Annotated in this window: 19 protein-coding genes; 13 read left to right on the forward strand and 6 right to left on the reverse strand. The window is 43.0% G+C overall.

What is annotated here, in order from left to right; genetic code table 11:
* The first annotated feature begins 238 nt into the window (after window positions 1–238).
* The 12 genes from NST59_RS18900 (at window position 239) to NST59_RS18955 (ending at window position 18,203) form a co-directional block, all read left to right on the forward strand.
* The gene (locus NST59_RS18900; RefSeq protein ID WP_126682577.1) at window positions 239–1,123 is read left to right on the forward strand and encodes an alpha/beta hydrolase; all 885 of its coding nucleotides are present in this window, start codon (window positions 239–241) and stop codon (window positions 1,121–1,123) included.
* 4 nt (window positions 1,124–1,127) lie between these two features.
* The gene (locus NST59_RS18905; RefSeq protein WP_144489701.1) at window positions 1,128–1,913 is read left to right on the forward strand and encodes a 2,3-dihydro-2,3-dihydroxybenzoate dehydrogenase; all 786 of its coding nucleotides are present in this window, start codon (window positions 1,128–1,130) and stop codon (window positions 1,911–1,913) included.
* Between the two features lie 26 nt (window positions 1,914–1,939).
* The gene (gene dhbC / locus NST59_RS18910) at window positions 1,940–3,121 is read left to right on the forward strand and encodes an isochorismate synthase DhbC (RefSeq protein WP_341040971.1); all 1,182 of its coding nucleotides are present in this window, start codon (window positions 1,940–1,942) and stop codon (window positions 3,119–3,121) included.
* A 24-nt stretch (window positions 3,122–3,145) separates the two neighbouring features.
* Window positions 3,146–4,765, forward strand: a complete 1,620-nt coding sequence (locus NST59_RS18915) for a (2,3-dihydroxybenzoyl)adenylate synthase (RefSeq protein WP_144491806.1) — start codon at window positions 3,146–3,148, stop codon at window positions 4,763–4,765.
* 18 nt (window positions 4,766–4,783) lie between these two features.
* Window positions 4,784–5,692: an isochorismatase family protein gene (locus tag NST59_RS18920; RefSeq protein ID WP_039182873.1), complete on the forward strand. Its 909-nt coding sequence runs from the start codon at window positions 4,784–4,786 to the stop codon at window positions 5,690–5,692.
* Between the two features lie 15 nt (window positions 5,693–5,707).
* Complete coding sequence (locus tag NST59_RS18925; RefSeq protein WP_327841996.1) at window positions 5,708–12,856, forward strand: non-ribosomal peptide synthetase; 7,149 nt, start codon at window positions 5,708–5,710, stop codon at window positions 12,854–12,856.
* Between the two features lie 20 nt (window positions 12,857–12,876).
* Complete coding sequence (locus NST59_RS18930; protein WP_025093680.1) at window positions 12,877–13,104, forward strand: MbtH family protein; 228 nt, start codon at window positions 12,877–12,879, stop codon at window positions 13,102–13,104.
* Between the two features lie 123 nt (window positions 13,105–13,227).
* Window positions 13,228–14,853: an AraC family transcriptional regulator gene (locus tag NST59_RS18935; RefSeq protein ID WP_039182879.1), complete on the forward strand. Its 1,626-nt coding sequence runs from the start codon at window positions 13,228–13,230 to the stop codon at window positions 14,851–14,853.
* Between the two features lie 98 nt (window positions 14,854–14,951).
* Window positions 14,952–15,917: an iron-hydroxamate ABC transporter substrate-binding protein gene (locus NST59_RS18940; RefSeq protein WP_341040976.1), complete on the forward strand. Its 966-nt coding sequence runs from the start codon at window positions 14,952–14,954 to the stop codon at window positions 15,915–15,917.
* Between the two features lie 98 nt (window positions 15,918–16,015).
* Window positions 16,016–16,750 carry an alpha/beta hydrolase gene (locus tag NST59_RS18945; protein WP_327841995.1) on the forward strand — a complete coding sequence of 245 codons (735 nt, stop codon included), beginning with the start codon at window positions 16,016–16,018 and terminating at the stop codon, window positions 16,748–16,750.
* Between the two features lie 69 nt (window positions 16,751–16,819).
* Complete coding sequence (locus NST59_RS18950; RefSeq protein ID WP_064498621.1) at window positions 16,820–16,966, forward strand: YycC family protein; 147 nt, start codon at window positions 16,820–16,822, stop codon at window positions 16,964–16,966.
* 22 nt (window positions 16,967–16,988) lie between these two features.
* Window positions 16,989–18,203: a CynX/NimT family MFS transporter gene (locus tag NST59_RS18955; protein WP_039182887.1), complete on the forward strand. Its 1,215-nt coding sequence runs from the start codon at window positions 16,989–16,991 to the stop codon at window positions 18,201–18,203.
* Window positions 18,204–18,242: 39 nt separating this feature from the next.
* Here the strand turns inward: NST59_RS18955 and rplI are convergent, their stop codons facing one another.
* Genes rplI through NST59_RS18970 form a run of 3 tightly spaced genes read right to left on the reverse strand, consistent with a single transcriptional unit; the run spans window position 18,243 to window position 21,637 of the window.
* Window positions 18,243–18,692 carry a 50S ribosomal protein L9 gene (gene rplI / locus NST59_RS18960; RefSeq protein WP_008359128.1) on the reverse strand — a complete coding sequence of 150 codons (450 nt, stop codon included), beginning with the start codon at window positions 18,690–18,692 and terminating at the stop codon, window positions 18,243–18,245.
* Window positions 18,689–20,668 (reverse strand): DHH family phosphoesterase, encoded by a 1,980-nt coding sequence (locus NST59_RS18965; RefSeq protein ID WP_039182890.1) that lies wholly within the window; start codon window positions 20,666–20,668, stop codon window positions 18,689–18,691. The genes rplI and NST59_RS18965 overlap by 4 nt, the downstream gene beginning before the upstream one ends.
* 30 nt (window positions 20,669–20,698) lie before the next feature.
* Complete coding sequence (locus NST59_RS18970; RefSeq protein WP_327841994.1) at window positions 20,699–21,637, reverse strand: YybS family protein; 939 nt, start codon at window positions 21,635–21,637, stop codon at window positions 20,699–20,701.
* A gap of 303 nt (window positions 21,638–21,940) precedes the next feature.
* On the opposite strand from NST59_RS18970, the gene NST59_RS18975 reads away from it, so the two are divergent.
* Entirely contained in the window at window positions 21,941–22,867 is a 927-nt protein-coding gene (locus NST59_RS18975) for a manganese-dependent inorganic pyrophosphatase (RefSeq protein WP_024424048.1), read from the forward strand.
* 55 nt (window positions 22,868–22,922) lie between these two features.
* On the opposite strand, the gene NST59_RS18980 is transcribed toward NST59_RS18975, so the two are convergent.
* The 3 genes from NST59_RS18980 to NST59_RS18990 form a co-directional block, all read right to left on the reverse strand.
* Window positions 22,923–23,780 (reverse strand): DUF3298 and DUF4163 domain-containing protein, encoded by an 858-nt coding sequence (locus NST59_RS18980; protein WP_268501861.1) that lies wholly within the window; start codon window positions 23,778–23,780, stop codon window positions 22,923–22,925.
* Complete coding sequence (locus NST59_RS18985; protein WP_039182900.1) at window positions 23,781–24,275, reverse strand: RNA polymerase sigma factor; 495 nt, start codon at window positions 24,273–24,275, stop codon at window positions 23,781–23,783.
* Between the two features lie 149 nt (window positions 24,276–24,424).
* Complete coding sequence (locus tag NST59_RS18990; RefSeq protein ID WP_106025365.1) at window positions 24,425–25,084, reverse strand: aspartate/glutamate racemase family protein; 660 nt, start codon at window positions 25,082–25,084, stop codon at window positions 24,425–24,427.
* Window positions 25,085–25,194: the final 110 nt, after the last annotated feature.

The following is a 25,194-nucleotide window of genomic DNA, read 5'->3' on the forward strand; positions in this document are numbered from 1 at the left end:
ATTTCCATTCATTTGGTAGTTATTTAGTCCTTTATTTTCATAATATTTAGATTAAATGATCAACTACACGACTTAATGAACATTTGACTTCATAATTGATAACCATTATCATTTGATTTGCTTGCGTGATAATTGAGAATCATTTTCATTTCAATTCTATTACTACACTCATCCTATATCCGCAAGCCTGCTTTTATCATCGTATGAGGCTCAATTTGAGGAAGGGGATTTTTTACATATGTCCAAACGCCCTGATGGAATGGGTGCTGAGGATTCAATTTTCGGAGAAAGCCGTCCTTTTTTTATACCTGGGACGGAGCAACTGGATATCACAGCACACCCATATAGACTTTTTATATTTAAACCGAATACTACTCCTCCAGCGGCTGGTTTTCCAGTCATGTACGTACTTGATGGAAATTCACTTTTTGGCACAATGGTCGAAGCACTTCGTTTACAGTCAAGAAGACCTGAAAAAACAGGTGTCGTACCTGCCATCATTGTTGGAATTGGCTATCAGACAGAAGCGCCCTATCATCCGCTCAGGCATTATGATCTCACTCTAACCGGCCCTGACGCTTCCATTGGCGGCAAAAGAAAGGACTTCTCCACCCATACATATGGCGGCGCCTCTTCGTTCTTTTCTTTTTTAGAAAAGATTGTAAAGCCTTATATCGAGCAGCGCTTTCCGATCAACCAGAGTCGTCAAACACTGTTTGGGCACTCTCTTGGCGGTCTTTTTGTATTACACACACTATTTGAGCACCCTGATGCTTATCAGACATATATTGCGGGCAGTCCTTCTATCCACTGGAACAAAGATTTATTTCTAGAAAAAGAACACCAATTCACCAATCATATACGTCAGATGTCTATGGATGCCAGGCTGCTTGTAGGTGTAGGTGAATTAGAAAAACATCATCCATGTCAAATGAATGATCATGCACATGCACTAGCAAATCGGATGCTGCCTTTATCTTCATATGGCTTGCATACGACCTATCACGAGTTCCCTGAAGAAGGACATACGTCCGTTTTACCAGTGCTAATGAATTACGCTTTTCGTTTTGCACTCTATCATGATGATCCTTTCACAACCACAGACATGAAGGAAAGGCAGTGAACACATGAAACATAGTGGTCTATCTCAAAAAATTGCCCTTATTACAGGCGCAGGACAAGGTATTGGACAAGCAGTCGCTAAAAGACTAGCCGAGGAAGGTGCGATTATTGCAGCAGTTGACGCAAATGAAAAGCAGCTGCAAAGCACCGTCAGGCAAATGAATGATGATGGCATACGTGCCTTTGCCTATCCAGGGGACATCACCGATCAAGCTTCTGTTCAGCACATTGTCGATCAAATTGAAAAGCAGCTTGGACCCATTTATTTACTGGTCAATGTAGCAGGCATTCTTCGAATCAGTTCTATTGACCAGCTTAGTGCAGATGACTGGCAACAAACTTTCGCAGTCAACACACATGGTGTCTTTTACGTATCTCAAGCTGTCTCCAAATACATGATGAAAAGATCAGAAGGGGTCATTGTGACTGTCAGCTCTAACGCAGGTGCCATTCCTAGAATGAATATGGCTGCCTATGCCGCTTCAAAAGCAGCAGCTACTTCCTTTACAAAAACGCTTGGATTAGAGCTGGCAGCCTACGGGATCAGATGCAACGTCGTCTCTCCCGGCTCTACCGCAACACCTATGCAATGGGCTTTATGGGCTGATGAACAAGGAGAAAATCAGGTGATTAAAGGCTCATTAGAGACGTATAAAACCGGTATTCCTTTACAAAAAATCGCTGATCCTCAAAACATCGCTGATGCAGTCATTTTCTTTGCATCTGAGCAATCCAATCATATTACGATGCAGAATCTCACAATTGATGGTGGCGCAACACTCGGAATCTAGCATTTCAATCAAAAGGAGGCCTTTTCATGAAACATTCATTATTGTCGTCAGAAGAAAAAGTACAGTTGCTTCAAGACTATCAGCCAGGCGCTTTTTTCCTTGCTTCCCCTAAACGCACGATACTTGCCGAAGGGATATTCCAGCATATTGAAACCAATCAACTAAATGAACTATCCACAAAGGTAGCGCATGTATTTGACGCTGCCAAACAAGCTGGTATTCAAGCACCGATTGTTGCTGGTGCTGTCCCATTTGATCCGGCGCAGCCCGTTCGTTTAAATGTGCCAGTCCATGTACAGTTTAGTGATCCACTCGAATTTCAACAAGCTGATGAGGAACCAGAAGCTGCATCTCCATCTTATGAGGTGACACCTGTCCCTGCTCCAGATGTCTACATGGAAGGTGTGAACGAAGGGTTAGCTAAAATTGAGAGCGGAGAGCTTAGCAAAATCGTACTCTCTCGATCCCTCCATCTCAAATCAAATCAAGAAATTCATACGAAAGCAATACTCGAACGACTGGCTCGCCATAATACGACTGGCTATACGTTTGCTACAAATGTAGCTGACCCGGCATCTTCCGAAAAGCGAACACTTCTTGGGGCAAGTCCTGAGCTACTTCTTTCAAAAACTGGTTCATCTGTGATTTCCAATCCACTCGCTGGTTCTCGGCCCCGCAGTTCAGATCCAGTAGAAGACAAGCGCCGTCACGATGAACTCCTTACTTCAGCGAAGGATTTACACGAGCATGCAGTGGTTGTCGAAGCTGTCACTAAAGCGCTTGCTCCTTACTGTCATACACTAGATGTGCCTGCATCACCCTCCGTCATACAAACAGAAACGATGTGGCATTTATCTACTGTCGTAAAAGGTGAATTAGCAGATCCAAATGTGTCCTCAATTGATATAGCGCTGAGCCTTCATCCAACACCTGCAGTATGCGGAACACCTACAGCAGATGCACGTGAAGCCATTCAGGCAATCGAACCCTTCGATCGAGGATTTTTCACAGGAATGATCGGCTGGGCAGATGAAAATGGTGATGGTGATTGGATTGTCACCATTCGTTGTGCAGAAGCTGAGGGTCACTCCCTTCGCCTTTTTGCTGGTGCAGGAGTGGTCAAAGGGTCAAAGGCAGAAGAAGAGCTAGCTGAAACATCTGCAAAATTCAACACAATGCTTCATGCGATGGGCATCCATCAGCTATAAAAATTCTTAGGAGATGACAAAAACATGTTTGTTCAACCACCTACATGGCCAGAAGAATTTGCAAAACGCTACCGTGAAAACGGCTGTTGGCGTGGGGAAACCTTTGGCGGTATGCTTCGTGCACGCGCCGCATCGTTAGGAAATAAAACAGCGATTACATACGCTGATACGCATATGAGCTACCAAGAACTTGATGAGCGCGTCAGCAGTCTTGCCGCCGGTTTTCATCAGCTTGGCATTCAAAAAGGAAGTCGAGTTGTCGTGCAGCTTCCTAACATTCCTGCTTTTTTTGAGGTCATTTTCGCTTTATTTCGAATCGGTGCTTTACCCGTCTTCTCTCTGCCATCTCATAGAAGCAGTGAAATCACTTATTTTATTGAGTTTGCCGAAGCAGACGCATATGTCATACCAGATATCGATGGCGGCTTTGATTATCGAACACTCGCACGTCAAGTGAAAGAAAAGCTTCCCTCATTACCTCATGTCATTGTTGCAGGGGAAGCTGAGGAATTCCTTGGCTTAGATGATCTGCGCAAGGACCCAGCACTTGATCCCCAAATTCATGTAGAGGCAAGCGATATTGCATTTCTTCAGTTATCTGGAGGCAGCACAGGCCTTTCTAAGCTTATTCCTCGCACGCATGATGACTATATTTATAGTCTTTGGAAAAGCAATGAGGTGTGCGAGCTCACACAAGAAAGTGTGTATCTAGCTGCACTTCCAGTTGCGCACAACTATCCATTAAGCTCGCCTGGAGTCCTTGGGACGTTATACGCAGGCGGAAGAGTCGTTCTTGCACCTGGATCAAGCCCTGATGTCGTCTTTCCACTCATTGAAAAAGAACGGGCGACCATTACCGCTGTCGTTCCACCTATCGCATTGATTTGGCTAGAGGCCGCTCCTCATCGATCAGATGACATATCGAGTCTTGAAGTCTTACAAGTCGGCGGTGCTAAATTCAGTGCTGAGGCAGCAAAACGAGTGATGCCTGCCCTTGGATGTAAGTTACAACAAGTTTTTGGTATGGCAGAAGGTCTGGTCAACTATACCAGATTAGATGATCCTGAACATGTCATTATTCATACACAAGGACGCCCGATGTCTGAATATGATGAGGTACTAGTGGTAGATGATGAGGACAAGCCCGTCCCGCATGAAGTGGCTGGACATCTTTTAACAAGAGGACCTTATACGATTCGTGGCTACTATAAAGCCGATGAACAAAACAAAAAAGCATTTACACCCGATGGCTTTTACAGAACAGGTGACATCGTGCGATTAACCAAAGAAGGAAATGTTGTTGTAGAAGGCAGAGACAAGGATCAAATCAATCGTGGCGGCGAAAAGGTTGCCGCTGAAGAAGTTGAAAACCATTTACTTGCGCATGCTGACATTCATGATGCCGCCATGGTATCCATGCCGGATCCATTTCTTGGCGAACGCTCATGTGCCTTTGTCATTGCAAAAGGAGACAACAAACCAGCACCGCACGTCTTAAAATCATTTCTAAGAGAACGCGGGCTCGCAGCCTATAAAATTCCTGACCGCATTGAATGGATCGATGCGTTCCCACAAACAGGTGTAGGCAAAGTCAGTAAAAAAGCATTAAGAGAACTAGCTGCAACCCATACTGCCAACGTATAAAAAAGAGGAGTGAAAACCATGGCAATTCCTACTATTCCTGCATATCCAATGCCAAGCACACAAGATTTACCCGAAAATAAAGTGAACTGGATACCGGATCCGAAACGTGCTGTTCTGCTGATACATGACATGCAGCAATATTTTTTAAATGCATTTCAACAAGATACATCACCGATCACAGAGTTAGTTCAGCATATTGAACAATTACGTGACACATGCAATGAACTTGGCATTCCAGTCGTCTATACAGCACAGCCTGGTGACCAAGACCCGAAGGATCGTGCCCTATTAACAGATTTTTGGGGACCTGGACTTGGTGATGATGAAGCATTGACAAAAATCATTGATCAGCTTGCTCCATCTGAAACAGATACAATGCTGACAAAATGGCGTTATAGCGCATTCAAAAAATCTAATTTTTTGGATATTCTTCAAGAAGGCGGGCGTGATCAACTGATCATTACTGGCGTATATGCACATATTGGCTGTATGCTGACAGCCGCAGAAGCATTCATGCTCGATATTGAAACCTTCTTTGTCGCAGATGCCGTCGCTGACTTTTCATTGAAACATCACAAAATGGCCATGACCTATGCAGCTGAACGCTGTGCGGTCACCACAACAACAAATCAAATCATTGGTCGTTTAACAGGACAGGAAGCAGAAAGTGATGACCTATCCTTTGAGGCCATTCTTCAGCAAGTAGCTGAGTATCTCCAAATGGAGCCGAATGAAATACCGCTTGACGAGAATCTCGTCTACCTTGGACTTGATTCTATTAGAATGATGAGCCTAGCGGAAAAGTGGAGACAGCAAGGAGCGACAGTCAATTTCGTTGAGCTTGCAGCAAATCCAACACTCGCTCATTGGCGGACTCTTCTTTTCCCAGACAAACAGCCATCTATTCCAAATATCGATTACTTGTAAAGGAGGTATAGACCCTTGTCGATCCAGTCAGTCGATTCATTTCCACTAACCGGTGCCCAATCAGGCATTTGGTATGCGCAGCAGCTTGATCCATCTAATCCTATTTTCAATACAGCTGAGTATATAGATATTAAAGGTCCTATTGACCCCATACACTTTGAAGCAGCCATTAGAAAAACTGTCTTAGAAGCAGATTCTTTGTATATGCGATTCGTTGAGGATACTGACGGTCCAAAGCAATGGTTCTCATCTAAGAACGAGATTCCATTCCAATTGATCAATTTACAAAATGAAAAACAGCCGCTTGATGCGGCTAAAGCATGGATGAAGGCAGATCTTTCAACGCCAGTCTCTTTAGAGAAAGATGTATTATTCCGTGAAGTACTTTTTCAACTTGCTGACGATCGATTTATCTGGTATCAGCGCATTCATCACATTGCCATTGATGGATTCGCCTTTTCGCTCATTGCGCGTCGTGTTGCTGAGGTCTATACAGCCCTATCGAAAGGGACACCTATGCCCCCTCAAACATTTGGATCCTTACATGACGTAGTCCAAGAGGAGCTCACCTATCAACAGTCCAATCGATATGAAGATGATCAAGCGTTTTGGAAAAATCGCTTTGCTGATCAACCTGAAATTGTCAGCCTTGCTGAGCTTGCCCCAAGAACGTCGGATCATTTTATCCGAAAAACGGCTAGCTACGATGCCGCAAAGGTAAGCAAAATGAAAAAAAATGCTCCAGCCTTCGGTGGTACGTGGCATGAAATGATCCTTGCTGCATCCGCTTTATATGTGCATCGTATGACTGGTGCACATGATATTGTTTTAGGATTACCTGTGATGATGCGCCTTGGATCGTGCGCCTTACAAACACCCGGAATGGTCATGAACCTGGTACCGCTTCGTTTAACATGCAAACCAGAAATGACGCTCTCAGCACTTGTTCGCCAAGTATCTGATGAACTAAAAGCCATTCGCCCTCATCAAAGATATCGCCACGAGGATATGCGGAGAGACTTTAAACTTATCGGAAGAAATCAGCGATTATTCGGCCCGCAGATCAATATCATGCCATTTGATTATGATCTCATGTTCGATCAGAGCATGGGTCAAGCACATAACCTCTCAGCAGGACCCGTGGATGATATATCGATCAACATATACGACCGCGCGGATGGGAACGGATTTCAAATCGACTTTGATGCAAACCCTGCCGTTTACAAAGAGCAAGCAGTTGACGCTCATCAGCAGCGTTTTCTTCAATTGCTGGAGGAAATAACCGGACTAGAGCAAGATCAGACGATCAGTCAATTCAACCTTCTTTTGTCTGAAGAGAAAGAGACCATTCTCAAGCACTGGAATGATACAAAACGAGAATTACCAAAGGAATCTTTACGGGAACTGTTTGAAAAACAGGTGAGCAAAACGCCACAAGCAAAAGCACTACAGTTTGAAGGAATCACTTTGACTTACGAAGAGCTAAATCAGCGGGCAAATCAATTAGCTCATTATTTGAAAAAACATGGCATTGGACCAGAACAATTTGTCGCCATTGCTCTGCCTCGATCCATCGATATGGTCGTAAGTCTATTAGCCGTCGTCAAAACGGGAGCTGCATATCTACCATTAGACCCTGATTACCCTAACGATCGAGTCGCCTATATGCTAGAAGATGCCAAACCGGCGTGCTTGCTCACAGTCAAAGAGACAGCAGACGGTTTGGACCATCCGCACATCGTTCAACTGGATGATTCAACTGTTCATCAGGAGATAGCAGGCAGTCCAAATCTCAATCCGACATGGAGCGAGGGCTCTCCACATCACCCGGCTTACATCCTCTACACATCAGGATCGACAGGCAAACCAAAGGGTGTTGTTGTAACAAAACGAAATGTGATCAACTTTATATTGTCCATGCAAGATTCATTTTTATTAGATCAAGAAGACCAGCTTTTAGCGGTAACGACCATTGCCTTTGATATTTCCGGGCTCGAAATGTTCCTCCCGCTTTTACATGGAGCTGCTATTTTATTGGCAAAAAAAGAAACCATACAAGATCCAGCAAAACTTTCAGATATGATTCGTTCTTATCATGTCACCATCATGCAGGCAACACCAACGCTGTGGCATGCATTGGCAGATGAATATCCTGACGTGATTACAGGTATGCGAGTTCTTGTTGGAGGAGAAGCACTCCCTGCCTCCCTTTTGCATACCTTGCAATCTCTTCAATGCGACATTACCAATTTGTACGGACCTACAGAAACGACGATCTGGTCTACGATGGAAAATGTCACAGCACATCGAGAGAATAGCGGGCCCGCAATTGGTAAACCCATTTGGAATACGAGCGTTTATATTTTAGATGAAGGACTAAACCCAGTCCCAGCAGGGTCAATCGGTGAACTTTATATTGCTGGTGAAGGAGTATCTAGAGGATATCTTGGACGATATGATTTAACGGCTGAACGTTTTGTCGCTGATCCATTCGGCACAAGCGGCACGAGAATGTATCGTACTGGTGATTTAGCCAGATGGCGTGAAGATGGTTCGATTGATTATATCAGCCGTGCCGATCATCAAATTAAAATCCGCGGCTTCCGTATTGAACTAGGTGAAATCGAAACCGTGATGATGCAGCACCAAGCCATTAAGCATACATCTGTTATCGTTCGTGAGGATCAACCTGGACAACAGCTGCTTTGCGCATATGTTGTGCTGACAGACGGCTCTTCTCTGCACCCTTCAGAGCTCAGACAGTTTGTGGCTTCATTACTTCCTGATTACATGGTACCTTCTGCTGTTGTCGTTTTGCCAGAACTTCCACTTACGCCAAACGGCAAAATCGATCGCAAAGCATTACCAATACCAAATATGTCTTTAGTTAGTTCTGAGCGGACACCTAGAACACCACAAGAAGACATGTTATGTAGTTTATTTGCAGAAACCCTTGGAGTATCTCAAATTGGCATAGATGATAGTTTCTTTGACTTAGGAGGACATTCCTTACTCGCCGCTCGCCTGCTTAGACGTATACGCGATACACTTGGCGCAGACCTAAGCATGAGTACCATTTTTGAATCGCCTCGGGTTGCTGATCTTGCGCAGCATATTGACAAAGCGAAGGACATTCGGCCGCCGCTTCAGGTAGAAGACAAGCCAGAGGAAATCCCGTTATCCTTTGCCCAAAAACGGCTCTGGTTCCTTCATTGCCTTGAAGGGCCAAGTCCAACTTACAATATTCCACTTGTCATTCAACTGACAGGTACACTAGATCAAACAGCTCTAATTGGTGCTCTGGCAGATATCACTGAAAAACATGAAACCCTTAGAACCATTTTTCCAGATAAGAACGGCATGCCAAGACAGGTCATTTTACATCCGAAAAGTGTTCAGCCTGAACTCCATGTCACAGCTTCAACCGATCAACAAATTGAGAGTCAGTTAAACGAAGCCATTCGCTATAGCTTTAAAATTGAAGAAGAACCTGCACTGCGAGCAGAGTTATTCACGCTTGATGCAAACCGATCCGTCCTGCTTCTATTGCTGCATCATATCGCTGGTGATGGCTGGTCACTTGCACCATTGACGCGAGACTTAGCTGCTGCTTACGAAGCCCGTATACAAGGAAAATCCATCTCCTTGCCAGCAGAACCTGTTCAATATGCTGACTATGCTATTTGGCAGCAGAAGCTGTTGGGTAGTGAAGAAGAGACGGATAGTCTATTTGCCAAGCAGCTCAGCTATTGGAAAGGTGCCTTACATGACTTGCCTGAAGAACTTGAACTTCCCTATGACTTCCCGCGTCCACAGGAAGGAAGCTTCAACGGTGCGACGATAGACTTTACGATTGAACCCGCTTTACATCAGAACCTCCTTGAGCTTGCCAAGCAGCATCAAGTGAGTTTGTTCATGGTGCTTCAAGCATCACTTGCAGCATTAATGACACGCCTTGGAGCAGGGACAGATATCCCAATCGGCAGTCCGATTGCTGGACGCAATGACGATGCACTTGACGATATTGTGGGCTTGTTTGTGAACACACTAGTATTACGTACCAATACAGATGGTAATCCAACCTTTAGTGAGCTATTGAAGCGAGTGCGAGACGTTGACTTAGCAGCCTATGAGCATCAGGATCTGCCATTTGAACGGCTAGTCGAAATCCTAAATCCTACCCGATCCAGATCACGAAATCCATTGTTCCAAGTCATGCTTGCCTTCCAAAATACACCGAAGGCAGAAATGAAGCTGACACAGCTTGACTCAGACCTTTACGTGAAACCAGTAGGGTCAGCTAAATTTGATCTGACCATCGAATTGACAGAACAAAGAACTGAAACTGGATCAGCAGCAGGATTAACAGGTTTGTTTGAATTCAGTACAGATGTGTTTAAAGAAAGCACCATTCGAGCAATCGCTGACAGAATGAAGCGCTTTTTAACTGAAGTGACTGAGCGCCCACACGTGCCGATTGGCCAAGTGAACATTTTATCAGATAAAGAACGGCAAACATTTCTCCCTGATAAAAAGACATTCGCTCAGTTAGATCAAGCACATAGTCTCCCAGCCTTATTTGAAAAAACGGCACAGCAATATCCTGATCGAGTGGCTGTAACGTATGGCAATAAGCAGCTTACCTATGGTGAGTTAAACTACAAAGCCAATCGTCTTGCTCATTTATTAATACAAAGAGGCGTTGGACCAGAACAGTTCGTTGCACTTGCCCTGCCTAGATCAATCGACATGCTCGTAAGCTTATTAGCCGTTCATAAAGCAGGCGCAGCCTATGTTCCGCTTGATCCTGACTATCCAGCAGACAGGCTGGCATACATGATACAAGATGCCAAACCAGTTTGCAGCATCACAACAAAAACAGATGCAGTGCATCTCCCTGCTGATTGCGATTTGATTTTGTTAGACGAAAAAGAAACGAGCGATCAATTGCTGACTATGCCAAATCATAATCCGGCTGATATAGACAGAATTGAACCGCTATCTTCTCTGCATCCGGCCTATATTATTTATACATCCGGTTCTACAGGGAAACCAAAAGGAGTGGTCATCCCACATCAAAATGTCATCCGTCTTCTGACATCTACTGAACATTGGTTCCATTTTGATGAAGAGGATGTTTGGACAATGTTCCATTCATATGCCTTTGATTTTTCAGTATGGGAAATATGGGGACCACTTTTATATGGCGGCAGGCTTGTCATTGTACCTCATACCATCTCTCGCTCTCCTGAAGAGATGCTGCAGCTTCTAGTCGAGGAAGGTGTGACTGTGCTTAATCAAACACCTTCTGCCTTCTATCAGCTCATGCAGATAGACAAGGAACAACAAACACTAGGCCAAGCATTATCACTCCGCTATGTCATCTTTGGCGGTGAAGCATTAGAGCTTAGCAGATTAGAAGATTGGTACAGCCGTCACTCAGACTGTAAGCCAAAGCTAATTAACATGTACGGCATTACAGAAACCACCGTACACGTTACGTACAATGAACTCAATCGAGATATGATCACAAAGAACTCCAGCAGTTTAATAGGTGAACCGATTCCTGATTTACACGTTTACGTACTTGATGAATACCTGCAGCCTGTTCCCCCTGGGACAACAGGTGAAATGTATGTAGCTGGAGCTGGCCTTGCAAGAGGTTATCTAGGCAGACCTGACCTGACATCAGATCGATTCCCTGCCGATCCATATGGAGCACCTGGCACAAGGATGTATCGTACCGGCGACCTTGCGCGCTGGACAGAAGAAGGGGCGCTTGATTACATTGGCAGAGCTGATCATCAAATTAAAATACGCGGATTCCGTATTGAACTTGGAGAAATCGAAGCCGTTCTGGCACGCCATGATGCAGTTGCACAAGTGGCCGTCATAATGCGAGAGGATCAGCCTGGCGACAAGCGCTTAGTCGCATATATCGTCACAACGGAAGAAGACCATTTCGATACTGAAGCCCTTCGTCATTTTGCAGCAGCCAGTCTTCCTGATTACATGGTGCCCGCAGCATATGTACAGATTGACGCCATGCCGCTTACAGCAAACGGGAAGCTTGATCAAAAATCACTGCCGGCCCCTCAATTGCATTTACAGCAAGCGGATGGGCGCGGCCCAAGAAATCCGAAAGAGGAAATCCTATGTCATCTCTTTGAAGAGGTGCTTGATTTGCCTAAAATCAGCATAGACGATCGCTTTTTTGACATTGGCGGACATTCACTGCTTGCGGTTCGTTTAATCAGCCGCATTCGTGATGCACTTGGTGTCAAACTAAGTATCGGAACATTGTTTGAAGCACCAAATGTAGCAAGTTTAGCAGAGAAACTAGAAACAGGAAGCGATGAAAATGCACTAGAAATCTTACTGCCGCTGCGAACAAATGGAGAAAGGTATCCTCTCTTCTGTGTTCACCCAGCAGGTGGTCTTAGCTGGTGCTATGCCGGCCTCTTGAATACATTAGAGAAAGACATCCCTATTTATGGATTACAGGCACGAGGAATCGCAAGAAAAGATGACTACCCGCACACACTAGATGATATGGCTGCGGATTACATCAAGCACATCCAAACAATTCAGCCAAAAGGCCCTTATCATCTTCTTGGCTGGTCATTAGGTGGAAACGTTGTACAAGCAATGGCTACACAGCTCCAGCAGCAAGGTGAAGAAATCGCACTCGTTGCGATGCTGGATGCCTATCCGAACCATTTCTTACCGATTAAAGAAGCACCTGATGAAGAAGAAGCACTAATCGCTCTTCTTGCGCTCGGCGGTTATGATCCAGATACCTTAACAGGTGAACCGCTCACGATGAAAAGTGCCGTCGACATTTTGAAAAAAGATGGCAGTGCACTAGCAAGCTTAAGTGAAGATGCCATTAGAAATCTAAAAGAAACCTATGTGAATTCAGTTCGATTGCTCGGAGAATATCAGCCAAAAACTTATCAGGGAGACATATTATTCTTTAGATCTACCATTATCCCAGATTGGTTTACACCAATTGATCCCGAAGCATGGGCACCTTATATCAACGGAACAATCGAACAGCACGACATTCATTGCCGGCACAAAGACATGTGCCAGCCTAAACCCCTAGCAGAAATTGGTGTCATCTTAGACAACGCACTGCATCGGGTCAAACAAAAGCACTAAGAATAAAGGAGAGATGACAAATGACAAATCCCTTTGATCGTGAAGACGGTGTATTTCTTGTGCTGGTCAATGAACAAGGACAGCATTCACTTTGGCCATCATTTGCACCAGTGCCAGATGGATGGGAAAAGGTCTTTGGTGAAGACACTAGAAATGCCTGCATCGATTATATCCAGACACACTGGCAGGACTTGCGGCCATTAAGCTTAACAAAAGAACCTGCACTAGCACATGGAAAAACGGAATAAATCATTGCACCCTGATCTCCATCAGGGTGCTTTTTTGACAGAATAAACATCACCATCTTTCAGCTCTTTCTGCTACAATTTAATTGAGAATGTTTATCAATCAATAAGAGATCAGGTGGTTTTATGGGAAACAACAATCAATTACGTACATTGGCAAATGCCGAACAATTCATCTATCGATTAACATATACTGAAAAAATAAATAATGCAGAGCTTCCACATACAGAGCAGCAGCTATCAGATACATTCTGCCTCCTCTTCAGCATAAGCGGCAGCGGTTTACTCACATTGAACGATCAAAAATGGCGATTGAAACATCTGACACTCTATACGATCATGCCTGGGGAAACATTTATGTTGAAAACAGAGCCTTATCAAAAACACGAGCTCTATCTGTTTCGCTTTCAGCTCTACACGCTGCAAGATCAAAACATAGGAGAAGTATCAACGGAACATGCCCGTTCTTTACTGAATAAATGGCAATTTATCGATATTAGTTCGATTGAACAAATTCATTCTTTACTGTCCGATATGACAGAGGAATGGCAAAGACCTGAATCCATTAGCTTTTTTAGAAGCCAAACTCTTTTTCAGCAGCTCATTATGCAGCTTTTCACACTGCATAAAGAAGATATTTGTGACACGGCACATGCCCTTTTCAAAACAAAACAATATATCGATCAACATTCCGAAGAACCTCTCAGCCTGACAAGTCTATCTCATATGGCTGGCATCAGCTCTAATCATTACAGTGAGCTATTTAAAAAGCATTTTGATGTGAGTGTCACTGATTATATCACCAAGAAAAGGATGGCTAGAGCGAAACAATTAATGGCAAAGGGCAACGCAAAGCTCAAAGACATTGCACTTGAAATCGGCTATCAAGATCCGTATTACTTCAGCCGCATCTTTAAGAAAAAAACGGGAATGACCCCTTCTACTTATATGAAAAGCCGGCAGCGGAAAATTGCAGCCTATGGCCATTCCATACTCGGCCAGCTCACACCCATTCATATCATCCCATATGCTGCCCCTCTTCACCCTAAATGGACAGCACATGATTTTGAGCATTATGCAGAAGAAATTCCGATTCACCTGAGTGCACATCGGATCAACGAGCACGCTGAAGCCAATTTACAGCTATTAAAGGAAACAAAGCCTGAGCTGATCATTGCCAATGATCATGTGACAGAGGAAGAAAAACAAGTGTTAAAAACCATCTGTCCTGTTCACTTTGTTCCATTCACACAATTGGATTGGCGCACTCAATTCAGACAAACAGCTATGTTCCTAAACGAAGCGAAGGAAGCAGAAGAATGGCTGATTCATTACGAGGAACTCGTCATTCAAGCGAAAAAGGCATGCCTTTTTGATCATCCACCAAAAACCGTCCTGCCTCTTCGTATCTTTCAAGATCAGCTCTATTTGTCTGTGAATCGCACCATGTCAGAAGTGATTTTTCAAGACATTGGTCTTCAGCCAGCTTTTCAGAATGACGGCCAGCTAATAGAAAAAGAAATCAGCATTCGATCTATACAACAGCTAGATCCAGATACCATCTTCCTTTTCCTGCATAAGGAACCAAAAACCATTGCTTTTTATCAAAAATTAAAGCAGCAGGAGGCTTGGCAAAATCTCAAAGCTGTTACGCAGCAAGCAGTCTATCCACTTACGTCTGACCCTTGGCGTGAATACACAGCAGCCAGTCATCAACGAGTCATTCAGGACCTTTTATCTTTTTTTCCGTAAAAAGTCCATCATTTGACAGATCATTGTCTATGGATAAAAGGACGAAAGACTACTACAATCTTTAATTGAGAACAATTATCAGTTAAAGGAGAAAACAAATGAAAAAATGGTTCGCATTGCTTATCCTTTGTATCATGACGATCATCGCAGCAGCCTGTGGTGCTTCAGAAAATAAACCTGCTTCAAACACAACCAAAGGCAAGTCAGCTGAAGCAGCTGAAACAAACATCAAATACTTAGAACAAACGTACAAACTCAAAACACCAGTGAAACGAATCGTCATTGCTGGAAGCCTAGAATCAATGGAAGATGCAAAATTACTTGGTATCGAGCCTATTGGTGCTTCTACTGTAGGCGGCACTTTCCCTGAATTATTTAAAGACATCACAGCAAAAACTGAAGGCATCGGGGAAAAAACAGAACCGAACCTAGAAAAAATCCTAAAACTAAAACCAGATGTGATACTTGGATCAACCAAGTTCCCGCCTGCAACAATTAAAAAACTAGATAAAGTCCAAAAGACGATCCCAGTATCACATGTCTCTTCCGACTGGGAAAGCAATCTTTTATTACTCGGTGAACTGACTGGAAAAAGTAAAGAAGCCAAAACCATCATCTCTGATTATCAGAAAGATCTTAAACACGCGAAAGAAACCCTGAAAGACAAAAGCAGCAACAAAACAGCTGTCATTTTACGCATTAGACAGGGCGACCTGTACGTATACCCTGAAGACGTATACTTCAACTCTACTTTATATGGAGACTTAGGTTTTACAGCACCAAGTGATATCAAAAAAGCCAAAGCACAAGCATTGATTTCATTGGAGCGCCTAGGAGAACTCAATCCTGACTATATTTTTGTTCAGTTCTCTAAAGAGGAAAACTCATCGAATCCGAACGCATTGAAGGACTTAGAGAAAAATAAAATTTGGACAAGCCTAAAAGCTGTGAAAAATGGGCACATCAATGAAAATGCCGTTGACCCTATGCTTCAAGGAGGAACAGCACTAAGCAAGACAACCTTCCTTGATAAGGCCGTGAAATGGTTAGATCAAAACAACTAAAAAAGATGTGACGAATGACAAAGGGCTAAAATGATCTTTATTTTTAGCCCTTTGTCTTCTTTTCAGCGGAGCTTGAAAACTTGGAGGAGAGATGACACATGAACGGAACGTTTCTATATGACGAGTTTAACGGGCGTCAGCTTGATATTTACCTACCACCGGACACCTCTATTCATGTTCCAGCTGTCTTTGTACAAGATGGCTCTTCTTTGTTTAGAACACACCTGCTAGAAATCGAAAGAATGATCGAAACCAAAACCATCTCGCCAATCATCATTGTCGGCATACATCCCTTCAATCGTCTTGACGAATATACCCCATGGAAGGCGTCATCACTGCGATCTGGGTTCCCTGACTTTAAAGGCGAGGCACAGACGTATGTGTCATTTTTAACGAATGACTTGCTCCCATATATCAAAAGAGAATACCCAGTTCAAGAGACCTGTCATGAGCATAGCCACGTAGGTGCTTCATTAGGCGGGCTATTTGCTATTTATACTTTATTCATGCACCCTGATCTTTTTAAAAATATCGCATCGATCTCCGGGTCATTTTGGTATGAAGATTTTCTACCGTTTGCTAAACAACAAAGCATTCAGTTTGTGGATCACCTTGTCTATTTGTCTGTAGGCAGTGAAGAAGGGAAAGGCAAAACATCGGTTCAACAGCACATGCCGTTATTCACCAAACAACTGCATGATCTTGTATTACAGAAAGGGATGCAGGAATCGCAGCTGCACTATTACATTGAACAAGGAGAGGGCCATCATCTGAAACAATTTCAAAAAAATTTCTTATCGGCTCTAATGTGGTTTTATAAAAGAGAATGCTAATTTTTTATCAGCATGGCACATCCGATATGATATATTGGAACGTATAGATTGAAAGGGAGGGATTTGCGCATGAGACCTTTACAAATCTCAGCCGATACCGCACAAAAGCTTGCTGCATCACTCAATGTACCGTTAGAACAAATTATGCATATGCCGCAGCATATCTTATTAGCTAAATTAGCGGAGCTTGAACAGAAGAAAGATCGTTCTTCTTAAAGACATAAAGGAGTTTACATTCATGGAACAACAACTAGAAAAATCAACATTACATCCTCGCAGTACAGGACAAACCATCCTGCTGATTGCTGGGATTTTGCTCATTGCATTTAATCTGCGGCCTGCCATTACGTCCGTTGGCCCTGTTATCGGCGCGATTCGTTCCGATTTACAGCTTTCAAATGGACTGGCAGGTTTTCTTACGACATTACCACTGCTTTCATTCGCATTGCTTTCTCCAATTGCACCTAAAATCGGAAAACGCCTTGGCAATGAACGAACCCTCTGGCTTGGACTTGCTGTCCTTCTGTTTGGGATTGTGATTCGCTCGTTTGGCACCATCACCTTCTTAATGATTGGAACGGCGCTAGTCGGCGTCGGAATTGCGATTTGTAATGTGCTCTTACCGGGGCTTGTGAAGCATAAATTTCCTGCACATGCAGGTTTGATGACAAGTGTATACACGACTTCAATGTCCGTCTTCGCTGCACTTGCATCAGGTGTCAGTGTTCCGCTTAGTCATACGATGCCTGGCGGCTGGAATACATCATTCCTTGTATGGGCTGGACTTGCCCTTCTCGCCATGATGGTTTGGGCGCCGCAGCTTCTTCATCAGAATACAGCGGCCGTCAAAACCATTTCTCTTACAGAGCAGCCAATATGGCGCTCACGTGTCGCATGGCAAGTGACCTTTTTTATGGGCTTGCAATCATTCCTTTTCTATAGCAGCATCGCTTGGTTTCCTGATATCTTAACATCACATGGAATGAACCTATCAACAGCTGGATGGATGCTGTCCATTATGCAGTTCGCTGGTCTGCCATCCACCTTCTTAACGCCCGTTCTTGCAGAAAAATTAAAAACGCAAAGACCGCTTGTCGCCGGCCTTGTCCTTGTGTATTTACTAGGCATGATTGGACTTCTTCTCGGAGGATCGACACCTATTCTTGTCATCTCTGTCCTATTGATCGGCATTGGACAAGGTGCTAGTATCAGTCTAGCGCTCACCTTCATTGGATTGCGGACAAGACATATGGAACAAGCAGCTGCCCTCTCTGGAATGGCGCAGTCACTCGGTTATTTATTAGCTGCTGTTGGTCCATTCATGATCGGTATCCTTTTTGATTTCACACATACATGGACACCAGCAATTATCATCTTTATCATCATCCTATTTTTCATGTTTTTATCCGGTATGCGTGCCGGACGCAGCGTCTATATTTCAGATCCTTCATAAAAAAGAACCCGCCTCCTCGTGAGACGGGTTCTTTTCTGCTTATGCCTGCTCTGTCACATGTACCTTTAACGTTGCTTGTACCTCTGGATGAAGCTTTACCGGTACATTTGTGTAACCTAATGCACGGATGGCATCATTCAGCTCGATTTTGCGCTTATCGAGTTTAATTTGATGATCTTTTTGCAATTTATCAGCGATTTGTTTGCTTGTAATGGAGCCAAACAAACGGCCGCCTTCACCTGATTTTGCAGTGAGTTCCACTGTTAACGCCTCAAGTGTTTCTTTTAATTGTTTTGCTTGTTCAAGCTCTTGGATGGCATTCTTTTTCTCTTTGTTTTTCTGCCCTTCCAATGCACTTAGGTTCGTTGGAGTTGCTTCAACAGCTAACCCTTGTTTGATGAGAAAGTTGTGAGCGTATCCGTCAGCTACATTCTTGACTTCGCCTTTTTTCCCTTTGCCTTTTACGTCTTTTAGAAAGATGACTTTCATCTTTGAACCCCTCCTTCGAAATATTCGTCTATGGCAGCCTTTAACTTCCCTACCGCTTCTTCAATGGTTATACCATAAATCTGGGTAGCAGCGTTAGTCAAATGACCGCCGCCGTCTAGTGCTTCCATAATAATTTGAACGTTGATATCCCCTAATGATCTGGCACTAATGCATACCGTATCGTCATCTCGTCTAGCGACAGCAAATGACGCTTCTACTTCACTCATTGACAACAGGGAATCAGCCGTCTGGGCAATCGTAATTTGATCATAATACTCCGACCTATCAGACGGTAATGAAGCAATGGCCACCTGATTTTGATACAGCTCTGTATGCTGAATGAGTTTTGCCCGTTTGATGTAATGATCGACTGTTTCTTTTAAAAACTTTTGCACAAGGACAGGATCTGCTCCCTTTGCACGAAGGTAAGATGCTGCATCGAACGTTCTTGACCCCGTTCTCAGAGAGAAACTCTTCGTATCCACGATGATCCCAGCAAGAAGCGCAGTCGCCTCAATCATGTTAATCCGCAATTTCTTCGGCTGATACTCTAAGAGCTCTGTCACAAGCTCTGCTGTAGATGAAGCATACGGCTCCATATAAACAAGTAAAGGATCACGGATAAATTCCTCGCCTCGTCTATGATGGTCAATGACCACGACGTTTTCAATCTTATTCAGTAGTCGTTCCTCCATGACGAGAGACGGTTTATGTGTATCCACGACGACAAGCAATGTGTCATCCTTTGCAAGCTCCATTGCTTCCTCTGGCGTGATAAAACGTGACCAAAGCTCTTCATAATTTTTAATTTCACTAATTAAGCGTTGAACACTGTCGCCAATCTGGTTGGCATCAATGACAATATAGCCTTCTTTTCCATTGGCCTGAGCGACCTTTAAAATCCCGATGGATGCACCGATTGAGTCCATGTCTGGGAACTTATGACCCATGATCATGACATTACCGCTTTCAGATACAATTTCTTTTAAAGCATGAGAAATGACCCGTGCGCGTACGCGTGTCCGTTTCTCCATTGGGTTCGTTTTTCCACCGTAGAACTTCACTTTTCCATTCGGCTGTTTAATGGCGACCTGATCCCCGCCTCGTCCGAGGGCAAGGTCAAGACTCGACTGCGCTAGTGCTCCAAGCTCTTTCAAAGAAGGAACGGACGCACCAATCCCGATACTCAAAGTAAGCGTCGCACTATGTGCCCCTGTTTTCTCACGGACCTCGTCTAAAATGGAGAATTTCGACGCCTCAAGCTCAGCTAAAATGCTCTCATTTAGGACCGCCATAAATCGTTCAGACGAAATTCTCTTCAGGAAAATTCCGTATTCTTGTGCCCAATTGTTGAGCAGAGACGTCACTTCACTATTAATCGCGCTGCGCACTTGATCATCAAGGCCCTGCGTGACATCGTCGTAGTTGTCTAAAAAGATATAAGATAACACCGTTCGTTCATTTTCGTACTGTCGTTCAATCTGCACCTGTTCCGTGACATCAAAGAAATATAAAAGGCGCTCTGATCGTTTAATAATGACTTTGAATTTCCGGTCATTCAGCGTTACATTTTCGGTCTCGACCTCTTGTTTAATAAGAGGCACAATGGACTCGAATGTATCGTACAAGGATCTGCCGACAAGTGTGCTTTCATGAAAGCATGAAGCGAGAAATGGATTCGTCCATTCGATATAATACTGGTCATTAAACAGCATAATACCAATTGGCATCTCCATTAATGCTTCTTCTCCAACCTTTTTGACTCGATAGGATAATGTTGAAATATATGAATCAATCTCTTTCTGCACTTGCGTATCTGCCCACTTTAAGAAGTAGAGCACACCTGCAAGGACGAAAAGACCAACCGCTCCTATGATCCAATTAAAATAAAGGTTGAGGAGGACTGTGACCACCGCAAGGACAATTAACGCGATGATCGGATACTTGATGACAGGTTTTCTATAGAAGCTTGGCACTGATATCAACTCCTCAACATTCAGAGTGAATTATTTGTTTTTTACTTTTTCTCTTAAATCAAAGCCTATGTCAGCAATCCCTATAATTCGTACAATCACACCGATCGGTGGAAAGAAAACCGTTAACACGACAGCGAAAATGGGTACCGCTTTTGAGATGTTTTTTTCGTGGCAATAATAGAAGAGAAAAGAAAATCCCTGAATAAGCACCAGTATAAATAAAATTTGAAACGCACTCGTTTGAACGAGCCATAAAAAGCTGCCTTTTTCCGTCTGAATCAGCATCAAAAGCAATGTGAGTAAATAATACCATACCATGCTTTTTGGCAGCCGCATATCCTTAAATTTCTTCAAAACCGGCATGTCTGAAACAAACCGTTTGAGCAAAGGCCGAACGAACCAATGATTCACAAAAGCCATCAGCGTGACCAAAATCAATAACGCTATAGGTAAAGCACTTAATGCCGTATCCTGCAACTCTCTGAACTGCTTCAGCTGCTTCGCAATGTCCTTCTCAGACGCGCCGGATTGCTTTAAAGTACTCTCTACCATCGGCATCATTTGCTCAATCGACTCTTTCGCAATATTCATAATATCGATTTGAAAGAGCTGAACACTGACAACAAAGGAGATGAGAAAACTGAATAAATAAATCAGCGCACCTGTTATGATGGCATTCCCGGGCTGCCTTCTGCTGTAGAAAACACCCATGCCTAATCCGGCGGCAATCAATATTGGTGCAGTCATAAGACCATTTATAGACCCAATTAAAAAGCTGATCACTATGCCAATAGCGCCAGCAACAATTCCTTTTTTCAAGCCGTGTCTAATTGTATAGAGGATGATCGGAATCGGAGCAGATAGAAAAAAAATAATGGATAATAGCGGCACATACAAATAAAACAACGTCATGACCGCGAAAATACTCATCATGATTGCGCCCTCTACTAACGCTTTTGTTTGTTTCACACCTTCACCTCTATCCAATCCTTTTGTCTATATCTTGCTCAATGTGTACTTCTATGTATACGTATGATGTCAGCTCCATCATGTCTTGCCCCAACCTTTATTTTACCATAGCGGCAAATCTCAAGTAAAATGCAGGCTATTCTGGGAGCGTTTCACGTGGAACACCGATATGGAATCGTACATGCAAGTTTTCAAACAGCATGTTACAATTTTTAAGATAATTCTTAGCTATAAACCCTGAATTCAAGGTCAAAAGCTGTTAGAATAGAAACATCATCAATAAAAGTAAGAAGGAGAATTCACATGGGAAAAACACTCGTATTCGGACACAAAAATCCTGACACAGACACGATTTGTTCTGCTATTGCTTACGCTGATCTGAAAAACAAAATCGGCGTTCAGGCAGAAGCCGTCAGACTTGGAGAAATCAATGGAGAAACACAATACGCATTAGATTTCTTTAAACAAGAAGCACCTCGTTTCATTGAAACGGCTGCAAATGAAACAAAGCAAGTCATTCTTGTTGATCACAACGAATTCCAGCAAAGTGTAAGCGACATTGATCAAGTACAAGTAACTGAGGTCATTGACCATCACCGTATTGCCAACTTTGAAACAAGTGAACCTCTTTACTATCGTGCTGAGCCTGTAGGCTGTACAGCAACGATCTTAAACAAAATGTATAAAGAAAACCAAGTGACGATTGAAAAGGAAATCGCTGGTTTGCTTTTATCTGCGATCATTTCTGATTCCTTACTATTCAAATCCCCAACATGCACACAGCAAGATATTGATGCTGCGCATGAGCTTGCAAAAATCGCAGGGGTAGATCCAGAAGTTTATGGCCTAGACATGCTGAAAGCAGGCGCTGATTTAAGCCAAAAAACGGTTCAAGAATTAATTACACTTGATGCAAAAGAATTCGCACTAGGCAAAAGCAAAGTGGAAATTGCGCAAGTCAATACAGTAGATATCGCTGAAGTGACAGCAAGACAGGCTGACATTGAAGCGAAAATCAATGAAGTCATTGCAGCAAAAGGTCTTGATCTATTTGTTTTAGTCATCACAGACATTTTAGAAAATGACTCCCTTGCTCTTGCACTCGGTGCAGAAGCAGCAAAAGTAGAAAAAGCATTTAACGTCACGCTTGAAAACAACACAGCTTTACTAAAAGGTGTTGTATCAAGAAAGAAACAAGTCGTACCTGCATTAACAGACGCACTTTCTTAATAAAACAAGACAAGACTGCTGAATCATTCAGCAGTCTTTTTTGTCTGTCTTCTTTTTAATGAATGTACGTATCACTCACGAGAATATCCTTTAACACACTTGTTGGAATCGTGAATTCAACTACGCCCATGTAACCAGGTGCCACATCATATTCATTAAAGGAAATCACCAGTTTGCCTTTTGAATTGATATAGAAATTTTGATCCGGCTTAATTTTCTTAAATGGATCCGCCATATCTTGCTTGCCAATCCAATATATTTTGTTTGAATCCTCTTTCATCTGTTTCTTCATCTGCTCTTTAATATTTTCACTAATCACATCTATATACTGGTTATCTTTAAACAGACTTGGCAATGTAATGAGGACATGATTTTTCTTATCCACCGTATCATATGTCATTTCCTCTGCCGCAGAAGCCTGAGTCGTCACCTTGTATCGACCTAGTGAAAGAACTTGGTCATTGTTTGTTTTTACTTCATATCCGCTCTCTACACTCAAATGACCATTTTTATAACCCTTTGTTTCCTTTTCAAAATCTTGATACAGCTTTTTGTTTTCAGCTAAATATTTTTCATTCAGGCTGTCTTGTAATGTTCCGTCCCCAAGTCCTGAAACGTGTGGTGTTTTAAGATCAATATTCGTTCCTTGATCGCTCTTTTTAAATTCTGTAAACGTCACGACTTTCACCAGCTCGCCAATGATAGGTACTTCTGAAATCGCTCTTGCTGCCTGTGGACTGACATTAACAGTTGTGACAAAAAGAGCAGCCGCTGCAACAAGTCCGATGGTCCATTGCTGAAAATGAGGTTTTTTGTTTTTTCTTTTTAACGTTCGTTCAATCATCGCATCATATTCCGGTGGTATAGGGATTTCTAAATATTCATCTTTTAAATGTTCCAAATACTTATCCATTTATATTTCCTCCTGTGATAATTCTACTTTTAAAAGCCGCAGCGCCTTATATAATCTTGTTTTAATGGTGTTTTCATTTTCATCGAGAATCTGGGCGATGTCCTCTAATTTTAGATCTTCAAAGAATCTCAAAATAATGATGACTCGATACATCTCAGGCAAATCTTCTATAGCCCGTTTGACGTCTTGATCCTCGTATACATCTGATTCGCCCTGTGATAAGAATTCAAGCGTATCATCATCTGTCACCTGCACCCGCTTCTTCTTTCGTAAAAAGTCTAGGGCAGCGTTCACCACGATTTTATAAAACCAGCTATGCATCTTGCTCGTATCCTCTAATCGATGAACAGATTTGAGTGCTTTATGAATAGCCTCCTGAACAACATCCATAGCATCTTCTGGGTTTTTGACATAACTATAGGACAACCGATAAAAACTGTGTTTATGCTCCATGACGTAATCCGCAAATTGATCGTCTATTTTTCGTTTCTTCATTTTACAAAGAGCTCCTTTATCTTAAATGCGCATCTGTTATTTCTTACATTGGATAGACGCGCGCCTTTTAAAAATAGTTTGCGCTCGGTTATTTTTTTAACATGTCATCGCATTTGCATTCCTATACAAAAAGAGCGAACCTGATGGGTTCACTCTTTCCAAGCGGATAGTGTTTGATGGACAAACTGTTTTAGTGGAGAAAGCGGATGAATGATAGGAACGCCTGTCTCCCGCTCCATCTGCTGTGCCGCATGAACCATCGAAAGCTGCATCACACAAATATCTCTGCCTTTTTGCTTCATACATTTTCTCAGCTGCTCCATGATTTGTTCATCATAGGCTTGCATATCACCGTTTAGGCAAAGATGAAAGACATCCTCCATCACAACCATTTCTACTTCAACCTGTTTACCCCGCTCTGTTGCATATGATTCAAGCCGCTGCATCGTTCCCTCCACTGTATTTGGGTTGGAAAACACAAGCTGAAGAGGCCCTTTTTTCTCACAAATCAGCTCAAATAACGGTTCATCGATCGGAACAATCGGTTGTTTAAAAAGGTGCTGCTGATCACCTAGAGCAGCAATGTATTGTGTACACGTGAGCAGAATGAGATCGGCTTCACTTTCTTGCTTTAATCTGTTGATAGCATACGTTTGCTGCTTGTGTTGATCAAACGAGGGATCTTGAGTGGCGCGTTCTATAAATGATGAATCGACTGTGTGATGCAAATCAACATCTGTATCACCAAAAACATCTTCTATATATGACTGATTGGACGGATGGGCGTGAAGGCAGTGTAATCGAATCATCAGGCTCTCTCCTCATGAAAGTTTTCAATCATTATATCAATCCTTGTATGAAATAGGGAGCAGCATGACCATATTGTTAAGGAGATATTGAAGGAGGGATTTGAATTGAA

The sequence above is a fragment of the Bacillus sp. FSL R5-0439 genome (assembly GCF_038008805.1).
GTDB classification, from domain to species: domain Bacteria; phylum Bacillota; class Bacilli; order Bacillales; family Bacillaceae; genus Bacillus; species Bacillus safensis.

Excerpts from the sequence above, each read along its gene's own strand:
- NST59_RS18900 (WP_126682577.1), top strand. The coding sequence starts at position 239 with ATGTCCAAACGCCCTGATGGAATGGGTGCTGAGGATTCAATTTTCGGA.
- NST59_RS18905 (WP_144489701.1), top strand. The coding sequence starts at position 1,128 with ATGAAACATAGTGGTCTATCTCAAAAAATTGCCCTTATTACAGGCGCA.
- dhbC (WP_341040971.1), top strand. The coding sequence starts at position 1,940 with ATGAAACATTCATTATTGTCGTCAGAAGAAAAAGTACAGTTGCTTCAA.
- NST59_RS18915 (WP_144491806.1), top strand. The coding sequence starts at position 3,146 with ATGTTTGTTCAACCACCTACATGGCCAGAAGAATTTGCAAAACGCTAC.
- NST59_RS18920 (WP_039182873.1), top strand. The coding sequence starts at position 4,784 with ATGGCAATTCCTACTATTCCTGCATATCCAATGCCAAGCACACAAGAT.
- NST59_RS18930 (WP_025093680.1), top strand. The coding sequence starts at position 12,877 with ATGACAAATCCCTTTGATCGTGAAGACGGTGTATTTCTTGTGCTGGTC.
- NST59_RS18935 (WP_039182879.1), top strand. The coding sequence starts at position 13,228 with ATGGGAAACAACAATCAATTACGTACATTGGCAAATGCCGAACAATTC.
- NST59_RS18940 (WP_341040976.1), top strand. The coding sequence starts at position 14,952 with ATGAAAAAATGGTTCGCATTGCTTATCCTTTGTATCATGACGATCATC.
- NST59_RS18945 (WP_327841995.1), top strand. The coding sequence starts at position 16,016 with ATGAACGGAACGTTTCTATATGACGAGTTTAACGGGCGTCAGCTTGAT.
- NST59_RS18950 (WP_064498621.1), top strand. The coding sequence starts at position 16,820 with ATGAGACCTTTACAAATCTCAGCCGATACCGCACAAAAGCTTGCTGCA.
- NST59_RS18955 (WP_039182887.1), top strand. The coding sequence starts at position 16,989 with ATGGAACAACAACTAGAAAAATCAACATTACATCCTCGCAGTACAGGA.
- rplI (WP_008359128.1), bottom strand. The coding sequence starts at position 18,692 with ATGAAAGTCATCTTTCTAAAAGACGTAAAAGGCAAAGGGAAAAAAGGC.
- NST59_RS18975 (WP_024424048.1), top strand. The coding sequence starts at position 21,941 with ATGGGAAAAACACTCGTATTCGGACACAAAAATCCTGACACAGACACG.
- NST59_RS18980 (WP_268501861.1), bottom strand. The coding sequence starts at position 23,780 with ATGGATAAGTATTTGGAACATTTAAAAGATGAATATTTAGAAATCCCT.
- NST59_RS18985 (WP_039182900.1), bottom strand. The coding sequence starts at position 24,275 with ATGAAGAAACGAAAAATAGACGATCAATTTGCGGATTACGTCATGGAG.
- NST59_RS18990 (WP_106025365.1), bottom strand. The coding sequence starts at position 25,084 with ATGATTCGATTACACTGCCTTCACGCCCATCCGTCCAATCAGTCATAT.